General features: G+C 69.0%; 19 protein-coding genes and 1 tRNA gene. 13 read left to right on the top strand and 7 right to left on the bottom strand.

Annotated elements, in window-relative coordinates; translation table 11 throughout:
* Positions 1-13 precede the first annotated feature (13 nt).
* Positions 14-295 carry a hypothetical protein gene (locus BS69_RS0107065; RefSeq protein ID WP_051676606.1) on the top strand — a complete coding sequence of 94 codons (282 nt, stop codon included), beginning with the start codon at positions 14-16 and terminating at the stop codon, positions 293-295.
* Here BS69_RS0107065 and BS69_RS0107060 read toward each other — a convergent pair.
* Together BS69_RS0107060 and BS69_RS0107055 are read right to left on the bottom strand one after the other, a co-directional pair.
* Complete coding sequence (locus BS69_RS0107060; protein WP_051676605.1) at positions 288-1,475, bottom strand: MFS transporter; 1,188 nt, start codon at positions 1,473-1,475, stop codon at positions 288-290. The genes BS69_RS0107065 and BS69_RS0107060 overlap by 8 nt on opposite strands.
* A gap of 95 nt (positions 1,476-1,570) precedes the next feature.
* The gene (locus BS69_RS0107055; protein ID WP_029941258.1) at positions 1,571-1,804 is read right to left on the bottom strand and encodes a hypothetical protein; all 234 of its coding nucleotides are present in this window, start codon (positions 1,802-1,804) and stop codon (positions 1,571-1,573) included.
* A 77-nt stretch (positions 1,805-1,881) separates the two neighbouring features.
* On the opposite strand from BS69_RS0107055, the gene typA reads away from it, so the two are divergent.
* From typA to BS69_RS0107035, 4 genes are all read left to right on the top strand, one after another.
* Positions 1,882-3,714, top strand: coding sequence for a translational GTPase TypA (gene typA / locus BS69_RS0107050; protein ID WP_029941257.1), 1,833 nt, complete (start codon positions 1,882-1,884; stop codon positions 3,712-3,714).
* A 488-nt stretch (positions 3,715-4,202) separates the two neighbouring features.
* Positions 4,203-4,943 (top strand): cell wall hydrolase, encoded by a 741-nt coding sequence (locus BS69_RS13660; RefSeq protein WP_051676604.1) that lies wholly within the window; start codon positions 4,203-4,205, stop codon positions 4,941-4,943.
* A 135-nt stretch (positions 4,944-5,078) separates the two neighbouring features.
* Positions 5,079-5,588 (top strand): LytR/AlgR family response regulator transcription factor, encoded by a 510-nt coding sequence (locus tag BS69_RS13655; protein ID WP_051676603.1) that lies wholly within the window; start codon positions 5,079-5,081, stop codon positions 5,586-5,588.
* Positions 5,589-5,663: 75 nt separating this feature from the next.
* Positions 5,664-6,935, top strand: coding sequence for a L,D-transpeptidase family protein (locus BS69_RS0107035; protein WP_051676602.1), 1,272 nt, complete (start codon positions 5,664-5,666; stop codon positions 6,933-6,935).
* Positions 6,936-6,955: 20 nt separating this feature from the next.
* On the opposite strand, the gene BS69_RS0107030 is transcribed toward BS69_RS0107035, so the two are convergent.
* Positions 6,956-7,029: transfer RNA gene (locus tag BS69_RS0107030), tRNA-Gln, on the bottom strand.
* A gap of 177 nt (positions 7,030-7,206) precedes the next feature.
* Here BS69_RS0107030 and BS69_RS0107025 point away from each other — a divergent pair.
* The 6 genes from BS69_RS0107025 to BS69_RS0107000 all read left to right on the top strand — a co-directional run bounded on the left by BS69_RS0107025 (position 7,207) and on the right by BS69_RS0107000 (position 12,831).
* Complete coding sequence (locus BS69_RS0107025; protein ID WP_037504683.1) at positions 7,207-8,262, top strand: Ppx/GppA phosphatase family protein; 1,056 nt, start codon at positions 7,207-7,209, stop codon at positions 8,260-8,262.
* Between the two features lie 31 nt (positions 8,263-8,293).
* Positions 8,294-8,962 carry an RlmE family RNA methyltransferase gene (locus BS69_RS0107020; protein WP_245605121.1) on the top strand — a complete coding sequence of 223 codons (669 nt, stop codon included), beginning with the start codon at positions 8,294-8,296 and terminating at the stop codon, positions 8,960-8,962.
* 67 nt (positions 8,963-9,029) lie between these two features.
* Positions 9,030-10,469, top strand: coding sequence for a DUF1800 domain-containing protein (locus BS69_RS0107015; RefSeq protein ID WP_029941251.1), 1,440 nt, complete (start codon positions 9,030-9,032; stop codon positions 10,467-10,469).
* A gap of 3 nt (positions 10,470-10,472) precedes the next feature.
* A complete protein-coding gene (locus BS69_RS0107010) occupies positions 10,473-11,603 on the top strand; it encodes a DUF1501 domain-containing protein (RefSeq protein ID WP_029941250.1) in 1,131 nt (376 codons plus the stop codon).
* A 9-nt stretch (positions 11,604-11,612) separates the two neighbouring features.
* Positions 11,613-11,828: a hypothetical protein gene (locus tag BS69_RS13230; protein ID WP_037504421.1), complete on the top strand. Its 216-nt coding sequence runs from the start codon at positions 11,613-11,615 to the stop codon at positions 11,826-11,828.
* Between the two features lie 85 nt (positions 11,829-11,913).
* Positions 11,914-12,831 carry a TolB-like translocation protein gene (locus BS69_RS0107000; protein WP_169738071.1) on the top strand — a complete coding sequence of 306 codons (918 nt, stop codon included), beginning with the start codon at positions 11,914-11,916 and terminating at the stop codon, positions 12,829-12,831.
* Between the two features lie 38 nt (positions 12,832-12,869).
* On the opposite strand, the gene BS69_RS0106995 is transcribed toward BS69_RS0107000, so the two are convergent.
* Both BS69_RS0106995 and BS69_RS0106990 read right to left on the bottom strand, forming a co-directional pair.
* Positions 12,870-15,548: a BTAD domain-containing putative transcriptional regulator gene (locus BS69_RS0106995; RefSeq protein ID WP_029941248.1), complete on the bottom strand. Its 2,679-nt coding sequence runs from the start codon at positions 15,546-15,548 to the stop codon at positions 12,870-12,872.
* 110 nt (positions 15,549-15,658) lie between these two features.
* A complete protein-coding gene (locus tag BS69_RS0106990) occupies positions 15,659-15,919 on the bottom strand; it encodes a hypothetical protein (RefSeq protein WP_029941247.1) in 261 nt (86 codons plus the stop codon).
* A 172-nt stretch (positions 15,920-16,091) separates the two neighbouring features.
* On the opposite strand from BS69_RS0106990, the gene BS69_RS14630 reads away from it, so the two are divergent.
* Positions 16,092-17,150, top strand: a complete 1,059-nt coding sequence (locus BS69_RS14630; protein ID WP_051676601.1) for an outer membrane protein — start codon at positions 16,092-16,094, stop codon at positions 17,148-17,150.
* Positions 17,151-17,259: 109 nt separating this feature from the next.
* On the opposite strand, the gene BS69_RS0106980 is transcribed toward BS69_RS14630, so the two are convergent.
* Both BS69_RS0106980 and BS69_RS0106975 read right to left on the bottom strand, forming a co-directional pair.
* Positions 17,260-17,976, bottom strand: a complete 717-nt coding sequence (locus BS69_RS0106980) for a DsbA family protein (RefSeq protein ID WP_029941245.1) — start codon at positions 17,974-17,976, stop codon at positions 17,260-17,262.
* Positions 17,973-19,346, bottom strand: coding sequence for a M48 family metalloprotease (locus BS69_RS0106975; RefSeq protein ID WP_029941244.1), 1,374 nt, complete (start codon positions 19,344-19,346; stop codon positions 17,973-17,975). Before BS69_RS0106975 ends, BS69_RS0106980 begins: the two co-directional genes overlap by 4 nt.
* Positions 19,347-19,451: 105 nt before the next feature.
* Here BS69_RS0106975 and argS point away from each other — a divergent pair, with 105 nt between their 5' ends.
* Positions 19,452-21,182 (top strand): arginine--tRNA ligase, encoded by a 1,731-nt coding sequence (argS, locus tag BS69_RS0106970; RefSeq protein ID WP_029941243.1) that lies wholly within the window; start codon positions 19,452-19,454, stop codon positions 21,180-21,182.
* The last annotated feature ends 2 nt before the right edge of the window (positions 21,183-21,184 follow it).

Here is a 21,184-nt window from a genome sequence, read left to right as displayed (position 1 = left end):
ACGAGGAGCGCATATGGTCAAGGGTCTGGTCACCCCGGAACTGCAGCTTCAGCTCGAAGGCTATGGACTGAGCCTGGTCGAGGTCCATTATTATCTTCCGGACCATCCGAGCCTGCTCCAGCTCTTCTCCTTCCAGCATCACGACGTCGCGCCAGGCTTTCCGGCGCTTCACCATTTCCTCGATCACTGGCGGCGCGAGATCGAGGCCACCCTGCATTCGATCCGCCTCAACCATCGCCAGCTGATCGGCCCGCAGGAATGGCGCAACGTCGCGACCGAGTGGCTGATCAACTAATCGGGGCGGGTTTCGGCAGCAGCCACAGCATCACGCCGGCGGCGGCCGCGATGGCCGCGCTCGCCAGGAAGGTCGCGGCCGGCCCGTCGCGGTCCCACAGCATCCCTCCGCCAAGGCTTGCCAGCAGCAGCCCGAAGCCGGTCGCGACATGGAACAGGCCGAAGGTCGTCGCGCGCAGATGCGCCGGCGCCGCATCCGCCACCAGTTTCCCGAACAAACCTTGGGTCAGCGCCATATGCGCCCCCCACAGCGACACGCCGATCACCAGCCCGACCAGCCCGGTCGAATTCGCCAGCACCAGATTGCCGACGATCAGCAGCGCGATTCCCGCGCTCAGGATCAGCCGGGGATCGCGCCGGTCGCCGAGCGCACCCGCAGGATAGGACAGGAGGACGTAGGAGAGGTTGAACACCGCGAGCACCAGCGGCGCGGTGGCGAGGCTGAGCCCGGCTTCCGCGCCCTTGAGGACGAGGAAGCTCTCCGAGAACCGGGCGAGCGTGAACAGGAAGGCGACGAGGATGATCCGCCGGCAATCCTTGTCGACCTCGCGGAATCCGCTCAGCAGCGGCTGCGGCTTCGCCTCGCCCGAGCGCCGCTCGGGCTCGCGCAGGTAGAGGATGATGATCGCCACCGAGACGAAGGCCGGGACCACCGCGATCCAGAAGATGCTGCGGATGTCGCCGGCCAGCACGACCATCAGCACCGCCGCGGCGATCGGCGCCAGCAGCGCACCGATGGTGTCGAGGCTCTGCCTCAGGCCATAAGCCGCGCCGCGCTGGTCGGCGGGCGTATCGTCGGCGATCAGCGCGTCGCGCGGCGCCCCGCGCAGGCCCTTGGCGGTGCGGTCGACCAGCCGTGCGCCGAGCACCGTCCACGGCCCCGTCGCCAGCGCCATCAGCGGCTTGGTCACCGCGGCAAGGCCATAGCCGGCGAGGATCCACGGCTTGCGCTTCTGCTGCCGGTCCGACAGCCGCCCGCCGGCGAGCTTGGCGAAACTCGCGGTCGCCTCGGACACCCCGTCGATCGCGCCCAGCACCGCCACGCTCGCGCCCAGCGTCACCGTGATGAACAGCGGCAGCAGCGCGTGAATGATCTCGCTCGACAGGTCCATGAACAGGCTGACGAACCCCAGCACCCAGACCGAGCGGGGAAGGGCGGGGCGGGAATGTCGTGAAGCCAACCTCAATCTCCGTCACCCCGGACCTGATCCGGGGTCCGTCCGCCTTCTGGAGAAGATGGCGGATGCCGGGTCAAGTCCGGCATGGCGAACAAGGACTACCCCTTTGCCTTCTTCCGCCGCGTCTCCCAGCCCTTCTTCGCCGCCGCCGACCGGTCGCGCGATCGGCCCGAGCCCGATTCCCTGCCCCCGCCGTCCTGCTTGTTGACCGTCGCCCAAGCCCGCCGCTCGGCCTCCCTGGCCGGCACCCCGCGGTCCTCGTAGCTCTTCTCGATGTCGCGCGCCTTGCGCCGCTGCTTGTCGGTATAGGCCCCCTTGTCACCCTGCGGCATGGCATTTCTCCTGCTTCCCATTGCTGCAACGCACCAATTCGACTAAGGGCGCGGCGAACCTCTCCCAAGGAAAACCGATGGAACTCCGCAACGTGGCGATCATCGCCCACGTCGATCATGGCAAGACGACCCTCGTCGATCAGCTCTTCCGCCAGTCCGGCACCTTCCGTGACAACCAGCGCGTCGAAGAGCGCGCGATGGATTCGAACGACCTCGAAAAGGAACGCGGGATCACCATTCTCGCCAAGTGCACCTCGGTCGAGTGGGCCGATGCGGAAGGCACTGCGACCCGAATCAACATCGTCGACACGCCGGGCCACGCCGACTTCGGCGCCGAGGTCGAGCGCATCCTCTCGATGGTCGACGGCGTGATCCTGCTGGTCGACGCCGCCGAAGGCCCGATGCCGCAGACCAAGTTCGTCACCGGCAAGGCGCTCGGCCTCGGCCTCAGGCCGATCGTCGTCGTCAACAAGATCGACCGCCCCGACGCGCGTCCGGCCGAAGTGCTCGACGAATGCTTCGACCTGTTCCTCAGCCTCGACGCCAATGACGAGCAGCTCGATTTCCCGGTGCTCTATGCGTCGGGCCGCAACGGCTATGCCGGGCGGGAGGACACGGTTCGCGACGGCGACCTGACGCCGCTGTTCGAGACCATCGTCAGCCACGTGCCCGCCCCCGGCCTGCCGATCCACGGCGAGTTCAAGATGCTCGCCACCCTGCTCGACCGCGATCCGTTCCTCGGGCGAATCCTCACCGGCCGCGTCGAATCGGGCACGCTCCACATCAACCAGCCGATCCGGGCGCTCGACGTCGATGGCCACAAGGTCGAGGAAGGTCGCGCGACCAAGATCTTCGCCTTCCACGGCCTCGAGCGCGTTCCGGTCGAGCAGGCGCAGGCGGGTGACATCATCGCCATCGCCGGCCTGATGAACGCGACCGTCTCGAACACCATCGCGACACCGTCGGTCACCACCCCGATCAAGGCCCGCCCGATCGATCCGCCGACGCTCGCCATGAGCTTTGCGGTCAACGACAGCCCCTATGCCGGCCGCGATGGCGACAAGGTCCAGAGCCGCGTCATCCGCGAGCGCCTCGAGCGCGAGGCCGAGACCAATGTCGCGATCCGCGTCACCGTCGCGCACGACAACGACAGCTATGAAGTCGCCGGTCGCGGCGAGCTCCAGCTCGGCGTGCTCATCGAGACCCTGCGCCGCGAGGGCTTCGAGCTGTCGATCAGCCGTCCGCGCGTGCTGTTCCAGGATGGCCCGAACGGCCGCGAGGAGCCGTATGAGACCGTCGTGATCGATGTCGACGACGAATACAGCGGCACGGTCGTCGAGAAGATGAGCCAGCGCAAGGCCGAGATGACCGACATGCGTCCCTCGGGCGCCGGCAAGACCCGCCTGACCTTCAGCGCGCCCTCGCGCGGGCTGATCGGCTACCACGGCGAGTTCCTGTCGGACACGCGCGGTACCGGCATCATGAACCGCCTGTTCGAGAAATATGGCCCCCACAAGGGCGTCATCACGGGTCGCCAGAACGGCGTCCTGATCTCGATGGAGAAGGGCAAGGCGCAGGCCTACGCCCTGAACGCGCTCGAAGATCGCGGTATCATGTTCATCTCGCCCAATGATGACCTCTACGAGGGCATGATCATCGGCGAGAATGCCAAGCCGCAGGACCTTGAGGTCAACCCCTTGAAGGCCAAGCAGCTCACCAACTTCCGCGCCAGCGGCAAGGACGAGGGCATCCGCCTGACCCCGCCGCGCAAGATGACGCTCGAGCAGGCGATTGCCTACATCCAGGACGACGAGCTGGTCGAGGTGACCCCTAAGGTCATCCGCCTGCGCAAGCGCTTCCTCGATCCGCACGAGCGCAAGCGCCAGAGCCGCAAGAGCGAAGCGGCCTGATTTAGCAAGAACCTCCTCGTCGACATCCGGCGGGGAGGTTTTTTAATGGCCTTCACGTCGCCCCGGACCTGATCCAAGCTCCCGGTTACGCGCTTCGGCTGCACAATAATAAGAAGCTGTCTAACGGTCTTGGGGAGGGGCACAGCTTCCCGCGCGGGCCACGCGCGGAGTCGCGCAACTTCCGGGCAAGTAAGAGCTTCGCCGCCCCGCGCGCCCGATCGCTTCGTCGTTCCGGTAACTCGCTTCGTCCAACTCCTTGTCCCAGCACGGGAAATGTTCCTGTCGTTCACCGCAGGACTCGCTCCGTTCACCCCTCGCGGGGTTCCCATGCGGTGAACGCTCCGTATCTCGCCATCCAACAAGACGAGAGCGACGGATCCGCGGAGGGCGGGTCCAGGGCAAGTCGGACGAAGGCTCCAGCCGCCGCGCACCAGAGTGCGGAGTAGATGGGCGGCTGGACCCCTCGACCGCACAGGATAGAGACCCCATTGATCAAGCGACTGCCGCTCGGCCTCGTGCCGGCGACTGCCTCCCTGTTTCTGCTGGTCGGTGCCAGCCCCGTTTCGGCCCAGCTGGCGACAATCGCCGCGACGCCGACCACCAGCGCGGCCGTCGTCGCCGCACCATCGATGTCCACCCCGATCGCCGCGACCAGCGTTGCGGCCCCGGCGCTTCCCACTGCGGTCAATGCGGCCCAGGGCCGTGCCGCCATCCTCTCGGCCACCCCGCGTCCGGCGAGCGGCCTGACTCCGCCGACCGGCGCCCAGGACGTCCGCCCCGCCGTGACCCACGCCTCGCTCTGGCCGCTGATGTACGCCCGAATGAACGGCGCTGCGCTCAGCGAGCAGGAAGAGTGCATCGCGATCGCCGTCTATCACGAGGCGCGGGGCGAGCCGTTTGACGGCCAGCTCGCGGTGGCCGAAGTGATCATGAACCGCGCCGCCTCGGGTCTTTACCCGGCGAGCTGGTGCGAGGTGGTGAAGCAGCCCTGGCAGTTCAGCTTCGTCAATCCGCGCTCGGGCAAGATGCCCGCGGTCAACCGCTCGAGCGCTTCCTGGTCCTATGCCCAGGCGATCACCCGCATCGCGGTCAGCAAGGCCGCCGACGCGCTGCCTTCCGACGTCCTTTGGTATCACGCCGATTATGTCGCGCCGAGTTGGGGCCGCCGCCTCGCCATGGTCGAGAAGATCGGCGCACACCTTTTCTACCGGGCCTTCGCCCGCAGTTAACGAGGGCGACGACTGACGCCTTGGCGTCAGTTTCATTCGGTTCACCGATAATGTGGCGAATCCGGGATTCGCGCGGCGTCCGGTGCCCGGCAATCTTATCCACAGGGCGGCCCCGCCGCCGGGAGGATTGCCCACGTGCTCAAGATCCTGATCGTCGAAGACGAACGGCCACTGGCCGAGACGCTGCGTTACCTGGTCGAGGACAATCCGCGCTACCGGGTGATCGGGATTGCCGAGGACCTCGCCAGCGCGCTCGAAATCCTCGAGCATGACGAGCCCGACCTCGCGCTGGTCGATCTCCACCTCGCCCGCGGTTCGACCGGCTTCTCGGTCGCGGTGCGGCTGAACGACATCGGCGTGCCCTGCCTGTTCGTGACCGGCCGAGCGCCGGGCTTCGCCATGCCCGACCTCGCCCTGGGGCTCCTTCTCAAGCCCTTCACCGGCAACGACGTGCACCGCGCGCTGGCGCTGGCCGAGGACGTAATGCGCGGCCGCGAGACGCTCCGCCCGCGCCTGCCGCGCAACCTCGAGCTCTACGATCCCGAGGCCGAGCCGGAGCCCGCCGAGACCCCGATCTTCGTCCCGCCCCGCCGCGGCTTCAAGGCCCGGCTCGAGCGCTGGATCGGGGGCAGCGTCACGCATTGAACCCTTACGGTTGACCGGGCGTTAAACGCGGCAAGTTCCTCTTTCGAGGTGAGATTTGCCGTGTTCCGTCGTTCCTTGCTGGGCGCTGCCGCAGCCATTGCCGCGCTGACCCTTTCCGTTCCGGCCGCTGCCGCTACCGTCAGCGCCGAGAGCCTTCCCACCGCCGCCGCGGTCTCCTCCTTCTATGCCGGCCGAAGCCAGCCCCTCTGGCTCGAGTCGCCCCGGGCGATCGGGGCGCTGACCGCGGCGCTCAAGACCTCGCCGCTCGACGGCTTCGAGGACGGCCCCGAGCTTGCCGCCTCGATCGAGCAGGCTTTGGCCGACGCCGAGGCCGGCACGCCCGGCGCCGCCCAGGAGGCCGAGCGGCTGATGAGCAGTGCCTTCATCCTCTACGCGCAGGCGATGCGCTGGCCGGGCGGGGCAAAGGTCATCTACGCCGACCCGGCGCTCGCGCCCAAGGTCCCGACCCCCGCCGAAGTGCTCGCCGGCATGGCGCGGAGCGACGATCTCGCCGCGCTCGTCCGCCGGACCGCCGAGGTCAATCCGATCCATGCCGCGCTCAAGGCCGCCGCGGCCGAGGACAGCCGCTTCCTTGGCGAGCCGAGCCGGGCGATGCGTGGCAGCCTCGACCGGGCGCGGCTGCTGCCGTCCGACGGCCGCTTCGTGCTGGTCGACATCGCCAGCCAGCAGCTGATGATGATCGACGAGGGCAAGGTCGTCGACCGGATGAAGGTCGTCGTCGGGAAGCCCGAGATGAAGACCCCGCTGATGGCGGGCACGCTTCGGCAGGTGACCTTCAATCCTTACTGGAACGTGCCAGTCGACCTCGCCGCCAGCAACATCGCGCCCAACGTCCTCCGCCAGGGCGTCGGCTGGCTCAAGGCCAAGAATTACGAGGTGCTGTCCGGCTGGGACGCCGATGCGCGCGTGATCGATCCCGCCAGCGTCGACTGGCAGGCCGTCGCCGACGGGCGGATCGAGGCGCGGGTCCGGCAGAAGCCCGGCCGCGGCAACATGATGGGCGCGATGAAGTTCGAATTCCCGAACGAGCTCGGCATCTATCTCCACGATACGCCCGCCCGGAACCTGTTCGACGAGGCCGCGCGGACCTTCAGCTCGGGCTGTGTCCGGCTCGAGGATGCGCCGCGGCTCGGCCGCTGGCTAATGGGCCGCGATGCCGTTGCCGCGAGCAGCCAGCCCGAACTCAATGTCGCGCTCGGCGCCGGCGTGCCGGTGTTCCTCACCTATCTGACGGTGCGCCCCGAAGCCGACGGAAGCCTCGCCTACGCGCCCGACATCTACGGGCTCGACAATGGCGAGGAGCCCAAGCTGGCGGCGGTCCGCTAGAGGTGAAATCGAAGAGACGGTGGATGCCCGACGTGGATTCGAACCACGATTGACGGAGTCAGAGTCCGTAGTCTTACCATTAGACGATCGGGCAAGGACCGATGAGCCCGCAAGGCCGAGGCCGTGGGCTGGGTGGGCAGCTAGGGGCGTCGCCGCGGACTGTCAATGCCAAGCCGCAACCTTGCGCTGCTTGCGCAATCTGGCTTAAGCCGGTGCCAAGTCAGCCGATCGGTATTGCCCGGTCGGTGCAGGATCGATGGACAATCGCGTGATGGCGTCTCACCCAGCCAGCGCGCCGACGCCGGGACCTCCGGCCAGGCACTCCGCAGCCGAGCCCCGTCGGGCACCGGCCGCCTCCTCACACCAGACCTATGCGGCGATCGACCTCGGCACCAACAATTGCCGACTGCTGATCGCCCGGCCGACTCCCGGCGGCTTCACCGTGGTCGACGCTTTCTCGCGAATCGTCCGGCTGGGCGAGGGGCTGGCGACGAGCGGCCGGCTGACCGACGGCGCGATGGACCGCGCGGTCGAGGCGCTTGGGGTCTGCGCCGACAAGCTGCGCCGCCGAAGGGTCGGGCTTGCCCGTTCGGTCGCGACCGAGGCCTGCCGCCGTGCCGCCAACGGCCGTCATTTCGTCGAGCGGGTGCGGCGCGAGACCGGGATCGTCCTCGAGATCATCGCGCCGCAGGAAGAAGCCCGGCTGGCGGTCCTCGGCTGCCACAAGTTGCTCGAACCCGGCGACGGCCCGGCGCTGATCTTCGACATCGGCGGCGGCTCGACCGAGCTGGTGCTGGTCGAGCCCGGCGGCGAGGACATGGCGCCCCGCATCAAGGCCTGGTGGAGCGCGCCCTGGGGTGTCGTCTCGCTGACCGAAAGCGAGGGCCGGACCGCAATCGAGGGGCCCGATCGGGTCGCCGCCTATCGCCGGATGCGCGAGCGCGCGCGCCATGCCTTCGCCCGGTTCACCGAGCTACTGCCCGAGAACAAGGACAATATCCGGCTGCTCGGCACCAGCGGCACCGTGACCACGCTCGCTTCGGTCCACCTCGCGCTGCCCAGCTACGACCGCCGCGCGGTCGACGGGCTGCACGTGCCGATCGGGGCGATGCGCGACATTTCGACCATGATCGCCGAGATGGATTTCGAGGGTCGCTCGGGCCTGCCCTGCATCGGCGCCGAGCGCGCCGACCTGGTGGTGGCGGGCTGCGCCATCCTCGAGGCGATCCTCGACATCTGGCCGGCCGAACAATTGGGGATTGCCGACCGCGGCATCCGCGAAGGGATTTTGAGAAGCCTGATGGCGCGCGACGGACATATATTGTGAACGCCCACCCTGCCAACCGAGGCGTTTGCCTGTGAACACCCGGGTGAAGACCGCCAAGGGGCGGAAGGTCGGCTCGACCAAGTGGCTGCAGCGCCAGCTGAACGACCCCTACGTCAAGAAGGCCAAGGCCGAGGGCTATCGCAGCCGCGCGGCCTACAAGCTGATCGAGCTCGACGAGAAGTTCGGGTTGCTGCGCGGCGCGCAGGCGGTGGTCGACCTCGGCATCGCGCCCGGTGGCTGGAGCCAGGTGGTGCGCAAGAAGGCGCCGCGGGCGGCCGTGGTCGGGATCGATTTTCTGCCGGTCGATCCCCTCGACGGGGTCACCATCCTCCACATGGATTTCACCGACGAGGATGCCGATGCGCGCCTCAAAGAAGCGCTCGGCGGCCCGGCCGATCTCGTGCTCAGCGACATGGCGGCCAATACCGTGGGTCATCCGCAGACCGACCATCTGCGCACCATGGGGCTGGTCGAGCTGGGGCTCGAATTCGCCAAGGACGTGCTCAAGCCCGGCGGCGCCTATGTCGCCAAGGTGCTGGCGGGCGGGACCGACAATCAGCTCCTGGCCGAGCTCAAGAAGCATTTCGCGACGGTCAAGCATGCCAAGCCGCCCGCCAGCCGCAAGGATTCGAGCGAATGGTATGTGATCGCGCAGGGCTTCAAGGGCCGCCGCGAGGAGGCGGAGCCCGAGGCGGCCTGAGGGCCGCGGTCATCGGCGGTTCAGTCGCATAACGGCAGCGTGGCCGTCTCGATCATCGGGGTTAGCCATGAACGACCGCATCTTCGCGGAAAACCGCTTCGGCCTTGGTCCGCGTCCGCGGGGAAGCGGGGGCGGCGACGGCCGGGCGTGGGTCGAGGCGCAGCTCGGCGACAGGCTGGCCGTGCCGGCCGGAACGCCGACCCGCGCCGAAGCGGCCGAGGCCTTGCTCGCCTATCGCGACGAACGCCGCGACCTCAGGATGGAGCGCAGGCAGGAGCCTGAACCCACAGCGCCCACCATGACCATGTCGGGCGAAAAGGCCTCGGCCAAGCCCAAGCAGCCGCCCGAGCTTGTGGGCCTGCGCAAGGAACAGCGCGACCTCTACCTCCGCGCGGTCGATGCCCGCCTGAACGCCGCGCTGACCGGGCCATCGCCCTTCCTCGAGCGCATGGCGCATTTCTGGGCCAATCATTTCGCGGTCGGCGCCACCAAGATGACGACGGTCGGCTTTGCCGGGCTGCTCGAGATGGAGGCGATCCGGCCGCACGTCACGGGGCGCTTCGCCGACATGCTGCTGGCGGTCGAGCGGCACCCGGCGATGCTGCTCTATCTCGACCAGGCGCAGTCGATCGGGCCCAACAGTCTCGCCGGCGAGCGCGCCGGGGCGCGGGGGCGCGACCTCGGGCTCAACGAGAATCTCGCGCGTGAAATCCTTGAGCTGCACACCCTCGGGGTGCGGACCGGCTATGCCCAAGCCGACGTCACCGAATTCGCGCGCGCCCTGACCGGCTGGACGGTGGCGGGGCTGGGGCGGGGGCCGTTGCAGCGGCGGCTGGGCGGCGCGCCCGGCGACTTCGCCTTCGCCGAGATGCTGCACGAGCCGGGCGCCCGGACGATCCTCGGCAAGCACTATGGCGAGGGCGGCGAGGAGCAGGGCCGCGCGGTGCTGATGGACCTGGCGGTCGCGCCCGCCACCGCCCGCCACGTCGCGACCAAGCTTGCCCGCCATTTCGTCGCCGACGATCCGCCGCCGGCGGTGATCGCGCGGGTCGAGCAGGCATTCCTGAAGAGCGGCGGCGACTTGCCGACCGTCTATCGCGCGCTGATCGCCTCGCCCGAGGCCTGGGATCCGGCGCGCCCGAAATTCCGCAATCCGTGGGAATGGACCGTGGCGAGCTTCCGCGCGCTCGGCCTCGACAAGGCGCCGGGGCAACGAGCCGTCGGCATGCTGAACGAGCTCGGTATGCCGGTCTGGAGACCGACCTCGCCGGCGGGGTTCGACGACATTGCCGCGAGCTGGGCCGGGCCCGACGCGCTCGTCCGCCGGGTCGAGGCGGCGCAGCGGCTGGCGGCGACGGCCGGGCAGGAAATCGACGCCCGCGCGCTCGCTCCGGTCACGCTCGGAAGCCGGCTCTCCCCGGCCACCGCGCAAGCGATCAGCCGCGCCGAGAGCCCCGCGACGGGCCTCGCGCTGCTGCTCGTCTCTCCTGAATTCCTGCGGAGGTAGTCGATGGACCGCCGTTCTTTCCTCGGTTGCGGTGCCGCCGGCCTCGCCGCGGCGACCTTCGCCCCCTCGCTCGCCTTCGCCAAGGCGGCGACCGACAAGCGCTTCCTGTTCGTGATCCAGCGCGGCGCTGCCGACGGGCTGGCAATCCTCGCGCCGACCGGCGACCCGGCGCTCGCCCGGCTGCGGCCGCTGATCGGATTCGAGGGCGGGAGCCGGATCGATCCCTTCTTCACGCTCCATCCCGCGCTAAAGGCGACGGCGGCGCTGCATGCGGCGAAGCAGGCCCTGTTCGTTCACGCAGTCGCCTCGCCCTATCGCGACCGCTCGCATTTCGACGGGCAGAACGTGCTCGAGACGGGCGGAGCGCTGCCCTACCGGCTGCGCGACGGGTGGATGAACCGGCTGGTCGCGACCATGCCCGACGATCCCCATGCGATCGCCTTCGCGCCGACCATCCCGCCGGTGCTGCGCGGGGCGGCGAACGTGACCTCCTATGCGCCCTCGAAGCTGCCCGACGCGGGCGCGGACCTGATGCTCCGGGTCGGTGACCTCTACGGGGCCGACCCGCAGCTCGGGCCGCTGTGGAACCAGGCGCTGGCGGCGCGCGCGCAGGCCGGGGACCTCGCCTCGGGCAAGGGCGCGGCGGCGGCGGGCGCGCTTGCGGCCAAGATGATGGCGGGGGCGAATGGCGCCCGGATCGGGATGATCGAGACCGACGGCTGGGACACGCACAGCGGGCAGAAAGCGCGGCTTGGCGCCCAGCTCTCCGGGCTCGACGGTTTGCTCGCTGCCTTCCAGGCCGGGCTCGGTGCCGACTGGCGCAACACGCTGGTCATCGTCGCGACCGAGTTCGGACGGACCGCTGCGGAGAACGGGACCGGCGGGACCGACCATGGGACCGGCTCGGTGGCTTGGCTCCTCGGCGGTGCGGTTCGGGGCGGCCGCGTCCTTGCCGACTGGCCGGGCCTCGGCGCAAGCCAGCTCTACGAGGGGCGGGACCTCAAGCCGACCCATGCCCTCGATGCGGTCATCGCAACCGCCTTGGCGCAGCATTTCGGGCAGGATCCGGCGCGCCTCGCCGCAGCGCTCTTCCCCGACACCGGCGCCAGGCCACTGGCCGAGCAGTTCGTCTAGGCGTCGCGCATGCGGACCCGGCTCAGCGTCTGCCGGCGCAAGGCGGCCTATAAAAGCATCGACGCCGCAATGGCGGCTGCTGCGGCGTTCGACTCGGGCCTGCGCGCCTATCGCTGCGATCGTTGCCAACGGGCGCATCTCACCAGTCGGCGCAAGGGGAAGCGCGTGCCGCGGCCCGTTTCGCCGGTCGCCGCCACCGAAAAGCACGATTTAACGGTGGTTTGACGCCCGATTGACGCCCGTCGAACGGGTGCCGGGCAAGACATTCCCGCCGGACCTCATGTGGTCCGAAGCGAGATAGGGGATGGTGATGAACGGCATGAAGCGATGGATCGCGACCGCCAGCGTCTTGGCGATCGGGCTGAGCGTGAACGCCAGCGCACAGCAATATGGCGACTGGGGCCCGCCGACCTGGGCGGAGGCCTTGAACGGCTCGAGCAGCCAGCTCAACACGCCGTTCAACGACGGCTGCCCGATCCTCAATCCCTATGACGGCAGCCTCTATATCGCCTCCAATCGGCCCGGGGGGCAGGGCGGGCTCGACATCTGGATCGCGCCCAAGAGCGGCGACGGCTGGGGAACGCCGGTCAATGCCGGGCCCAAGATCAACACCGCCGCCGACGAATTCTGCCCAACTCCGGCGCGGGGCAACCGCTTCTTCTTCGTCCGCCGGTCGAGCGCGACCGACACCGACATCTTTGTCGTAAAGCACCTGCCGAGTGGCTTCCAGGATGCGCAGCGGCTGCCCAAGGGCGAGGGGCAGATCAACAGCGACCGCGAGGAGTGGAGCCCGTCGTGGTTCCAGGCGGCGGACGGCCGCGAATTCCTCTATTTCTCGAGCACGCGCGAGACCGGCGGACCGGCGCAGGACGTCTATTACAGCGTCGACTTCGGGCCGGCCAATCTTGCCCAGGGCGGGGTCAACAGCAGCGCCAGCGATGCACGTCCCAACGTCAGCCGTAACGGGCTCGAGATCGTCTGGGACAGCAACCGTACTGGCACGCTTGGCGGACCCGACATCTTCACCGCGCATCGCAGCAGCGTCGACGAACCCTGGGGCTCGGCGATCCATCTCGAAAACGGCATCAACAGCGCCGCCAACGAGACCCGGGCGTCGCTGAGCTGGGACGGGACGACGCTGATGTTCGGTTCGACCCGGACCGGCGCCCCGGCCGAGGGTTCGGCCGACGTCTATGTCTCGCGCCGGACCAAGGTGACCGGCCAGTGAGTTCAGCCGGGGTCGTGATGACGCCGTGGGGGCCACGCCTAGAGCGGGAGCGACCCAGTCTCCGCCCGCTCGCGCGTGACGGTGGCGAGGATGCGGGAGCGAAGCGCGTCGAAGCGGGGATCGCCGCGAAGCTTCGCGAAGGCTGGCTCCTGGCGCAGATCGATCGGCTTTGCCCGACCGTCGGGTAGCCACTTCCGGTCGACGGCCCGGCCAAGCAGGGCGAGCGCCTCCTGGTGCTCGCCCTGTGCGGCCTTGATCGCGGCAAGGTCGGCAAGGTCATCGCGCTGCCAGGCCCGTCGGCCGGGCTTGTCGAGGTCGCGCTCGGCCCCGGCAAGGATGTAGCGAGCCTCCGCTGGCTGCCTCTGTGCTAGCAGGGCCATCGCCAGGGTCGGCGCGGTCGAGCTCAGCTGCTGCGCGCGGCGCGCCTCGGCGAGGAAGCGGTCGGCCGTGCCGAAGGCCTGCCGATAGAGGGTGACGAGCCGCTCGGTCTCGCCGTGGTTGTAGAGTGCTCGGGCCGCGGCATAGGAATAATAGAAGGACAACCAGAATTCTTCGGGGGTCACCTTGCGGCCGTCGATCGCGGCCGGGGGCATGGATTGCCCGCGCATCAGCGCGGGATACCAGCGCGGACAGCCGACGATGCGATGCAGGGGCTCGAGCATGTCGAGGCGCTGGAGGGTTAGGATCCATGGCATGAACGAGGCTGGGCGGGCGCGTCCCTCGTCGTCCTTGCCGCCGCGGGCGAGGGCCTTGGCGGCCTGCGACAGGTCGTTGTCGGCGAGCGCGCGATAGGCGGCCAGCGCGGCGAGAATGTCGGGTCCGGCGCCCGCGCGGCGCGAGGCGGCGGCCAGCCGGTCAATCTCGTCGGGGCGGTCAAGGTCGCCCGCCGTCTGGGCGAGGTTCATCAGGGCGGGGGTGTAGAGCGGGTCGAGCCCGGTCGCGGTGCGATAGGCGGTCATCGACAGCTCGGGGTCGCCGTCGCGGGCGAGGCTGTTGCCGAGCCAGTTCCATGCATCGACGTCGCTGGGGTCGAGCGCGATCGCCCGGCGCAGGTGCGCGCGCGCGGCGGCGGTATCGTCGCCCATGAGTAGGCCCGCGACCGCATGGGCCTTGGCAAGATTGGGCGCGAGCTGGAGGGCGCGGCGGCTTGCCCTGAGACTTTCCTCGCGCAGGGCGGCATTATCGACGACGCCGGCGTTGGTGAATATCGCGGCCTGCGCGAGGGCGGCCCAGGCAGGGGCATATTGGGGATCCCGGCGGACCGCTTCGAGCAGCAGGCCGCGGGCGCGGGCATGATCCTCGTAGCGACGGCCGCCGAGCAGGATCGCGGACTCGCCATAGAGGGCCTGAACGTCGGACGAGGTCGTGATCTGCTCGGCAAGGCGGCCGCCGCCCGGCGCGAGGCGGCTGCGCAACTGGCCCTCGATGGCGCTGGCGATCGAGCTCTGTCCGCTCGCCGGCTCGCCCGCCGGAGCTTCGAAGCGGCCCTGCCAGATCACCAGTCCGTCGGCGGTGCGGGTCAGCTCGGCAGTGACCGAGACCTTACCCGCGCGCTGATCGAGATAGCCGCCGAGAAGATAGTCGGCGCCGGTCCGTCGTCGCCACTCCGCCGGGGTGAGCCGGGCCGAGCCATTGGCATCGGAGGTCGCGCGGCCGAGCAGCCGGAGCCCGGGGTTGCGGGCAAGCGCGGTGCGGGTGTCTTCCCACAGCCCCGCGGCGAGGAAGTCGAGTGTCCCGGGCCGTGCTTCGAACGGAACAACCGCCACGACGACCGGCCGGTCCGGCGCAATCGCTGGTCGGGCGCTCCACCACCAGGCGGCGGCGAGCCCCGCGAGGAGGAGGAGGAGGAGCGACAGGCCGATCAGCAAGGGCAGGCCGGCGCGGCTGCGCCCGACGGCCCGCGGCACCGCAGAAACTGCCCCTGGCGGAGAAGGGGGCGGGGATGTCTCGGGCGCGGCCAAAGCGCGATAGGCCTGTTCGGTCGCCGGCGAGGGGCGGGTGCCGAGCTCGCTGTCGAGGGCCGCGACCAGGCGGTCCCAGCGACGCGCGGCCATATGATCGTCGTGGAGCGCCCGCGCGACCCGGAACTGGAGCCGGGCGATGTCCTCGCGGGTCGGTTCGCACGCTTCGAGCGCGGCGAGCAGGGCCTTGGCCTCGTGATGACGGCCCCCAGCCACGGCGCGGTCGGCGGCGGCCTGCACGGCATCGATCGTGTCGCCCGGCTCGCGCGCGCGGAACTGGCGCAGCCATTGGTCGAGTTCGCGGTCGATCCCGTCGAGGTCGGCGAGCAGCGCCCCGTCGGGGGCCGCATCGTTGAGCAGTTCGGTGAGCGTGCCGAGGTCGTCGGCCTCGGCTGCGGCGCGCATCGCCGCCAGGTCGTGGGTCAATGCGCCCGGGCTGAGCGACAGCGTCTCGCCATCAGCCAGGAGCGGGCTCTCCCCGCCGGTCCAGTCGAGCCGGCGCAGTTCGTGGAGGGTCTGGCGCAGGCTCGCCCGTGCCTGCTCCTCGCCGCGGTCGCTCCACAGCAGGGCGGCGATCTCCCCGCGCAAGGCGGTCTTTCCGGTGAGCGCGAGATAGGCGAGCAGCGCCCGCGCCTTGCGCGAACGGACCGGGATCGCCCGGCCGTCCTCGCGGGTCAGGCGGAAGCGGCCGAGCGCATGGACCCGCGCGGCGCCGCGCTGAAGGACTGGCCTTACCCGGGTCGGTACATCGAGCATGATCGAGCGCCCCCGAAACGCGCGCGATCATGCCGCAAACCCGGCGTATCGTCCATGCGGTCAATCCGGGTTGAACACGGAGATTAGGTTCGCGCCGCCAAGGCGTCCGCTCAGTCGTCCGAACCGCGATCCATCAGGTCCATGAAGTTGCGGGCAGCGTCGCGGTCGGCAGGCTCGGGGAAGGCGACGTCGAGGTCGGGCGCGGCACCGAGCAGGAACAGCAGCGACCACAAGGCGAAGCGCTGGGCGCGATCGGTCGCGAGGCCGAAGTCGACCCGCAGCCGGTCGATTCCTGCCTCGAGCATTGCCGGCGAGACCGCCGAAAGGTCGGTCGCGGCGAAATAGCGAATGAGAAGATCGTCGAGATTCATTGGTTTACCATAAGCGAGGACCGGGCCCGGCGCGATCTCGGGCCCTGGCGAAGTGTGGCAGGAAAGTCGCACTTTTGTCCCGAGGAGCGTTCGGACCCGTGATCCAAGGAAACCTTCGCCGGGGGCGGGGGTTGGGCGGGCGTTGATCCACATCAACCCAGAAGGAAAACATATGAAGCTCACCTTGTTGGCCGCGACAGCGGCCGCCGTGATTGCCGGCCCGGCATTCGCGCAGTCCTCGAGCGGCGGCTACGTCGGCGTCGAGGGTGGCGTCCTCTTCCCGAAGAGCAAGCGCGCCGATCTCAACACCGTCTTCACGCAGGGCGCGCAGACCCCTGCCGCTGGCACCGTCGCTCCGGCTCCGGGCGTTGGTCTCGTCGGCACGGCTCCGGTCGCCCCGCTCGCCGTCACCGGCAGCACCCGCGTCAAGTACAAGCGCGGCTATGACATCGACGCCATCGCCGGCTACGATTTCGGCCTGTTCCGCCTCGAGGGCGAGCTTGGCTACAAGCGTAGCAAGATCAAGTCGATCAACACCGATCCGGCGTTCATCACCGCGGTGAGCAACGGCCTGGTCCCGACCGGCACCACCGGCGGCACCTTCGTGTTCCCGACCGACACCAGCAGCTTCGACCTCGGCAGCCACGTCAGCGTGCTGTCGGGCATGGTCAACGCGCTGCTCGACATCGGCAACGAGAATGGCCCGAACTTCTACGCCGGTGCCGGTTTCGGCCGCGCTCGCGTCAAGGCGTTCGGTGATCGTGACAGCGCCTGGGCCTATCAGGGCATCGCGGGCGTCCGCTTCCCGATCAGCGACAACATCGACCTCGGCCTGAAGTATCGCTACTTCCGCACCGGTCGTCTGGACCTCGATCCGGGCACCACGGCCTTCTCGACCAACCTCGTTGCGGCGATCCCGAACGTCGCGGCTCCGGGCGGTCCGGCCGCTGTCGGCAGCACCAACGTGGCGTTCACCCGCACGGCGACCCTTGGCGGCAACTACAACAACCGCTTCTCGTCGCACAGCCTGCTCGCCAGCCTGATCTTCAACTTCGGCAGCACCGCGGCTCCGCCGCCCCCGCCGCCGCCCCCGCCGCCCCCGCCCCCGCCGCCGCCTGCGCCGCCCGCGACGCAGACCTGCCCGGACGGGTCGGTGATCCTGGCGACCGACGCGTGCCCGGTTCCGCCGCCGCCGCCGCCGCCGCCGCCGCCGGCGCCCGAGCGCGGCTAAGCGTTCGCGGATATCGCGTAAAAGGGAATGGCCCGGTCGAAAGACCGGGCCATTTCTTTATCAGGAAACGTGGGAAAACGAGCGCCACAGGGGCCAGCGCCCCGGTGGCTCAGCCGTTCTTGGCGCGGGCCGCGGCGATGGCTTCCTTGAGCGCCTCATAGCCGACCGCACCGTTCATCACCCGGTCGCCGACCACGAACAGCGGCGTGCCGGTCGCGCCGAGCTGCTGGGCGAGCTGGAAGTTGCGGCGAAGCTCGGCATCGAATTCGGGGCTCGAGGGAATTGCCGCCGGCAACCCCGCGGCCGCCGCGGCCTGGGCCAAGGTCTGCTCGCTGGGCCGGCCCGCGGCATAGAGCGCGTCGTGAAACGCCATGAAGCGCCCCGACTTGCTGGCCGCGAGCGCAAGCCGCGAGGCAGCCTCGCTTTCGGGGCCGAGGATGGGGAATTCGCGGTAGACAACCCGGAGCTTTGGATCTTCCTTCACCAGCTTGTCGATGACCGGGAGCGAGGCTTTGCAATAGCCGCAGGCGTAATCGTAGAATTCGACCAGGGTGACGTCGGCGTCCTTCGCCCCTTCCCATGAGGAGCCGAACGGAGTCTCGATCGCCTGGCGATTGGCGGTGAGGACGGGGGCATGCTGCTGGTCGCGGAGCGCGTCGGCGGTCTCCATCAGGATCCCGGGATTGTCGAGCATCGCCTTGCGGACGAGCTGGCCGGCCCAGCCGCTCTGCACCGCGCCCACGGCCAACACGATGGTGGCGATCGCACCCCCTGCCGCGCCCGCCAGTGCCGCGCCCCAGCCGCTTCCCCCCCTTGCCTCGCTCACTGCTCGCGCTTGCCCTTCTTCTTGTCCTTGTCGACTTCGACCTGCGATACCATCGCGATGTCCTGCGCGCGAATGTAATCGGGCGAGCCCTGCGGGATGCCCTGCATCGCCGACTTGGCACTGACGAGCGCGAGCTTGGCATTACCTTCGAGGTTGTAGCGCTCGGCGGTCGCGAGGGCGGCGCGGGCGGGATCGCCCTTCCGGTCGTAGATCATGCCGAGCTGGTACCAGGCGAAGGGCTGCTCGTTGTCGCGGCCGATCGAGGCCTTGAGCACCTTCTCGGCCTCGGTCAGATTCTCGGGCTTCTCGGTCGAGAGGAGGGCGTGGCCGAGCATTGCCTGGATCATCGGCTGGTCGGGTGCGACCGCGACCGACTGGCGGAGCACCGGCACGGCCTCGGCGGGGCGTCCGCTCTCGAGCAGGATCTGCCCCTTGAGTTCGAGGTAGAAGGGGTCGCGCGGCGCGGTCGCGAGCAGGGCGTCGGCCTCGGCCAGCGCCTTCTCGCGGTCGCCCATCCGGTGATAGGCATAAGCGCGGGCGTAATGCGCGGGCACGCTCTGGTCGGTGGTCGGATAGGTCCTCAGCACCGCCGTCTTGTCGCTGATGTAACCGATCAGCTTGGCACGGACGCGCTGGAAGCGAGCCTCGAGCGCGGGGTCGGTCGGGCGGCTCCACGCCGGGTCCTTCTGGTAGAGGCCGGTCAGCGTCGAGATGCGTTCGGACGACAAGGGGTGGGTGCGATTGTAGCTGTCGGTCGCATAGACCGCGAGGCGATATTCCTGGTTCTGCAGCTTCTTGAAGAAGTCGAGCGACCCCTTGCCCGAAATGCCCGCCTTGGCGAGGTAGGAAGCGCCGGCGAGGTCGGCGCTGGTCTCCTGGCTGCGGGTGAAGGCGAGATAACTGCCCATTGCCGCCTGCTGACCGATCGCCATCGCGCCCATCGCCGCGTCGCCCGACCCGGCCGCCATGGCGAGCCCGCCGAGGATCAGGCTGAGGATGGTGATCCCGGTCGCCTGCTTGGCCGCTTCGCCGCCGCGAATGGCGTGCCCACCGGCGACGTGGCCAAGTTCGTGGGCGATGACGCCCTGGACCTGGTTGGCATTGTCGGCCGACGTGAGCAGCCCGGTGTGGATGTAGACCACCTGCCCGCCGGCGACGAAGGCGTTGATCTCGGGATCGTTGATGAGGACGATCTTGACGTTCTTGGGGTCGAGCTGGGCCGCCTCGATCAGCGGCTTGGACATGTCCGCGAACAGCTTTTCGGTCTCGCTGTCGCGCAGGACCTCCTGGGCGGCGGCAGGCTGGGCCGCGGCGAAGACGAGCCCGAGGAAGAGCATCAGCCAGCGGCTGAGCGGAATCACGCGTCGCATGGTCGTTCCCCTTGGGGACAAGGGCTGAACGGGGGGTGACTGTCACCGCCCGCTTCGCGTAAGGACATGTCTCTTCCTGACACAGCTGATACGATTGCCAACATCTTGAGCATCTTCGCAACTTTTACCGACCACGTGAACCGGGCCCTCGACCAGCTGGTCGAACAGGGCGACCTGCCGCCGGGCTTGGCGCGCACCGCCGTGACGGTGGAGCCGCCGCGCGATGTCACCCATGGCGACCTTTCGACCAATGCCGCGATGGTGCTGGCCAAGGCGGCCGCGACCAATCCGCGCGCGCTCGCCGGCCTTTTGGTGCCGAAGCTCGAGGCGCTTCCGGGCGTCGCCGAGGTGTCGGTCGCCGGTCCCGGCTTCATCAACCTGCGGCTCGAATCGGGCGTCTGGCGCGAGGAGCTGGTGCGGATCGCCGCCGAGGGTCAGCGCTATGGCCTGTCGAACGCGGGCAAGGGCGAACGGGTCAATGTTGAATATGTCTCGGCCAATCCGACCGGGCCGATGCACATGGGTCATTGCCGCGGCGCGGTGGTGGGTGACGCGCTCGCCAGCCTGCTCGAGGCGGCAGGCTTTGCGGTCACCCGCGAATATTATGTCAACGACGCCGGCAGCCAGGTCGATACGCTCGCCCGCTCGGCGCACCTCAGGTACCGCGAGGCGCTCGGCGAGGACATCGGCGAGATCCCCGAAGGGCTCTATCCGGGTGACTATCTGAAGCCGGTCGGCGCATTGCTGGCGGCCGAATATGGCTCGTCGATGGTGGCCGCGCCCGAAGCCGAGTGGTTGCCCGCCTTCAAGCAGAAGACCGTCGCGGCGATGATGGACCTCATTCGCCACGACCTTGGCCTCCTTGGCATCGTCCACGACAAGTTCAGTTCGGAAGCCGAGCTTCAGGCCTCGGGCGCGCCCGAGCGGACGCTCGAGACGCTGCGCGCCAAGGGCCTCGTCTATGAGGGCACGCGCGAGCGGCCCAAGAGCATCGACGAGCATGACCCCTGGGAGCCGGTCGAGCTGACGCTGTTCCGCTCGACCCAGTTCGGCGACGACGAAGATCGGCCGATGAAGAAGGCCGACGGCAGCTGGACCTATTTCGGCGCCGATGCCGCTTACCACCTGCAGAAGGCCGAGAGTGCCGACCACCTCGTGAACATCTGGGGCGCCGACCATTCGGGGACGGTCAAGCGGATCAAGGCCGCGGTCCAGGCGCTGACCGACGGTAAGGTCGATCTGGACGTCAAGCTGGTCCAGATGGTCCAGCTGCTGCGCGCCGGCGAACCGGTGAAGATGAGCAAGCGGGCAGGCAATTTCGTTACGCTTGCCGATGTCGTGCGCGAGGTCGGCAAGGACGTCGCGCGCTTCATCATGCTGACCAAGCGCGCCGACACGCCGCTCGACTTCGATTTCGCCAAGGTGGTCGAGGCGTCGAAGGACAATCCGGTCTTCTACGTCCAATATGCCCATGCCCGGATCGCCAGCCTCAAGCGCAAGGCAGCCGAGGCGGGGATCGACTCGGCCGGTGCGGACATCGGCCTGCTCGACGACGAGGAACTGGGCCTCGTCCGCCTCGCCAGTCACTATCCGCGGGTGGTCGAGAGTGCCGCAGTCGCGCACGAGCCGCACCGCATCGCCTTCTACCTCTATGAACTGGCGGCCGCCTTCCATGCGTTGTGGAACCGCGGCAACGACGATCCCGGCCGCCGCTTCCTGATCGACGGCGAGCCCGGATTGAGCGCCGCGCGCCTCGCGCTGGCGGGGGCGATCGCGCAAGTGATCGGGAACGGACTGGGGCTGATGGGCGTCGAGGCGGCAGAGGAGATGCGCTAGCC

It is taken from the genome of Sphingomonas astaxanthinifaciens DSM 22298, assembly GCF_000711715.1.
Taxonomy (GTDB): Bacteria; Pseudomonadota; Alphaproteobacteria; order Sphingomonadales; family Sphingomonadaceae; genus Sphingomicrobium; species Sphingomicrobium astaxanthinifaciens_A.
Note: the sequence above shows the minus strand (reverse complement) of the source record. Positions and strands in the feature narration are given on the sequence as shown.

What these genes read in the sequence shown, in the direction of transcription:
- BS69_RS0107065 (WP_051676606.1), top strand. Translation starts at nt 14, where the DNA reads ATGGTCAAGGGTCTGGTCACCCCGGAACTGCAGCTTCAGCTCGAAGGC.
- BS69_RS0107055 (WP_029941258.1), bottom strand. Translation starts at nt 1,804, where the DNA reads ATGCCGCAGGGTGACAAGGGGGCCTATACCGACAAGCAGCGGCGCAAG.
- typA (WP_029941257.1), top strand. Translation starts at nt 1,882, where the DNA reads ATGGAACTCCGCAACGTGGCGATCATCGCCCACGTCGATCATGGCAAG.
- BS69_RS0107025 (WP_037504683.1), top strand. Translation starts at nt 7,207, where the DNA reads ATGGCGTCTCACCCAGCCAGCGCGCCGACGCCGGGACCTCCGGCCAGG.
- BS69_RS0107015 (WP_029941251.1), top strand. Translation starts at nt 9,030, where the DNA reads ATGAACGACCGCATCTTCGCGGAAAACCGCTTCGGCCTTGGTCCGCGT.
- BS69_RS0107010 (WP_029941250.1), top strand. Translation starts at nt 10,473, where the DNA reads ATGGACCGCCGTTCTTTCCTCGGTTGCGGTGCCGCCGGCCTCGCCGCG.
- BS69_RS13230 (WP_037504421.1), top strand. Translation starts at nt 11,613, where the DNA reads ATGCGGACCCGGCTCAGCGTCTGCCGGCGCAAGGCGGCCTATAAAAGC.
- BS69_RS0107000 (WP_169738071.1), top strand. Translation starts at nt 11,914, where the DNA reads ATGAACGGCATGAAGCGATGGATCGCGACCGCCAGCGTCTTGGCGATC.
- BS69_RS0106995 (WP_029941248.1), bottom strand. Translation starts at nt 15,548, where the DNA reads ATGCTCGATGTACCGACCCGGGTAAGGCCAGTCCTTCAGCGCGGCGCC.
- BS69_RS0106990 (WP_029941247.1), bottom strand. Translation starts at nt 15,919, where the DNA reads ATGAATCTCGACGATCTTCTCATTCGCTATTTCGCCGCGACCGACCTT.
- BS69_RS14630 (WP_051676601.1), top strand. Translation starts at nt 16,092, where the DNA reads ATGAAGCTCACCTTGTTGGCCGCGACAGCGGCCGCCGTGATTGCCGGC.
- BS69_RS0106975 (WP_029941244.1), bottom strand. Translation starts at nt 19,346, where the DNA reads ATGCGACGCGTGATTCCGCTCAGCCGCTGGCTGATGCTCTTCCTCGGG.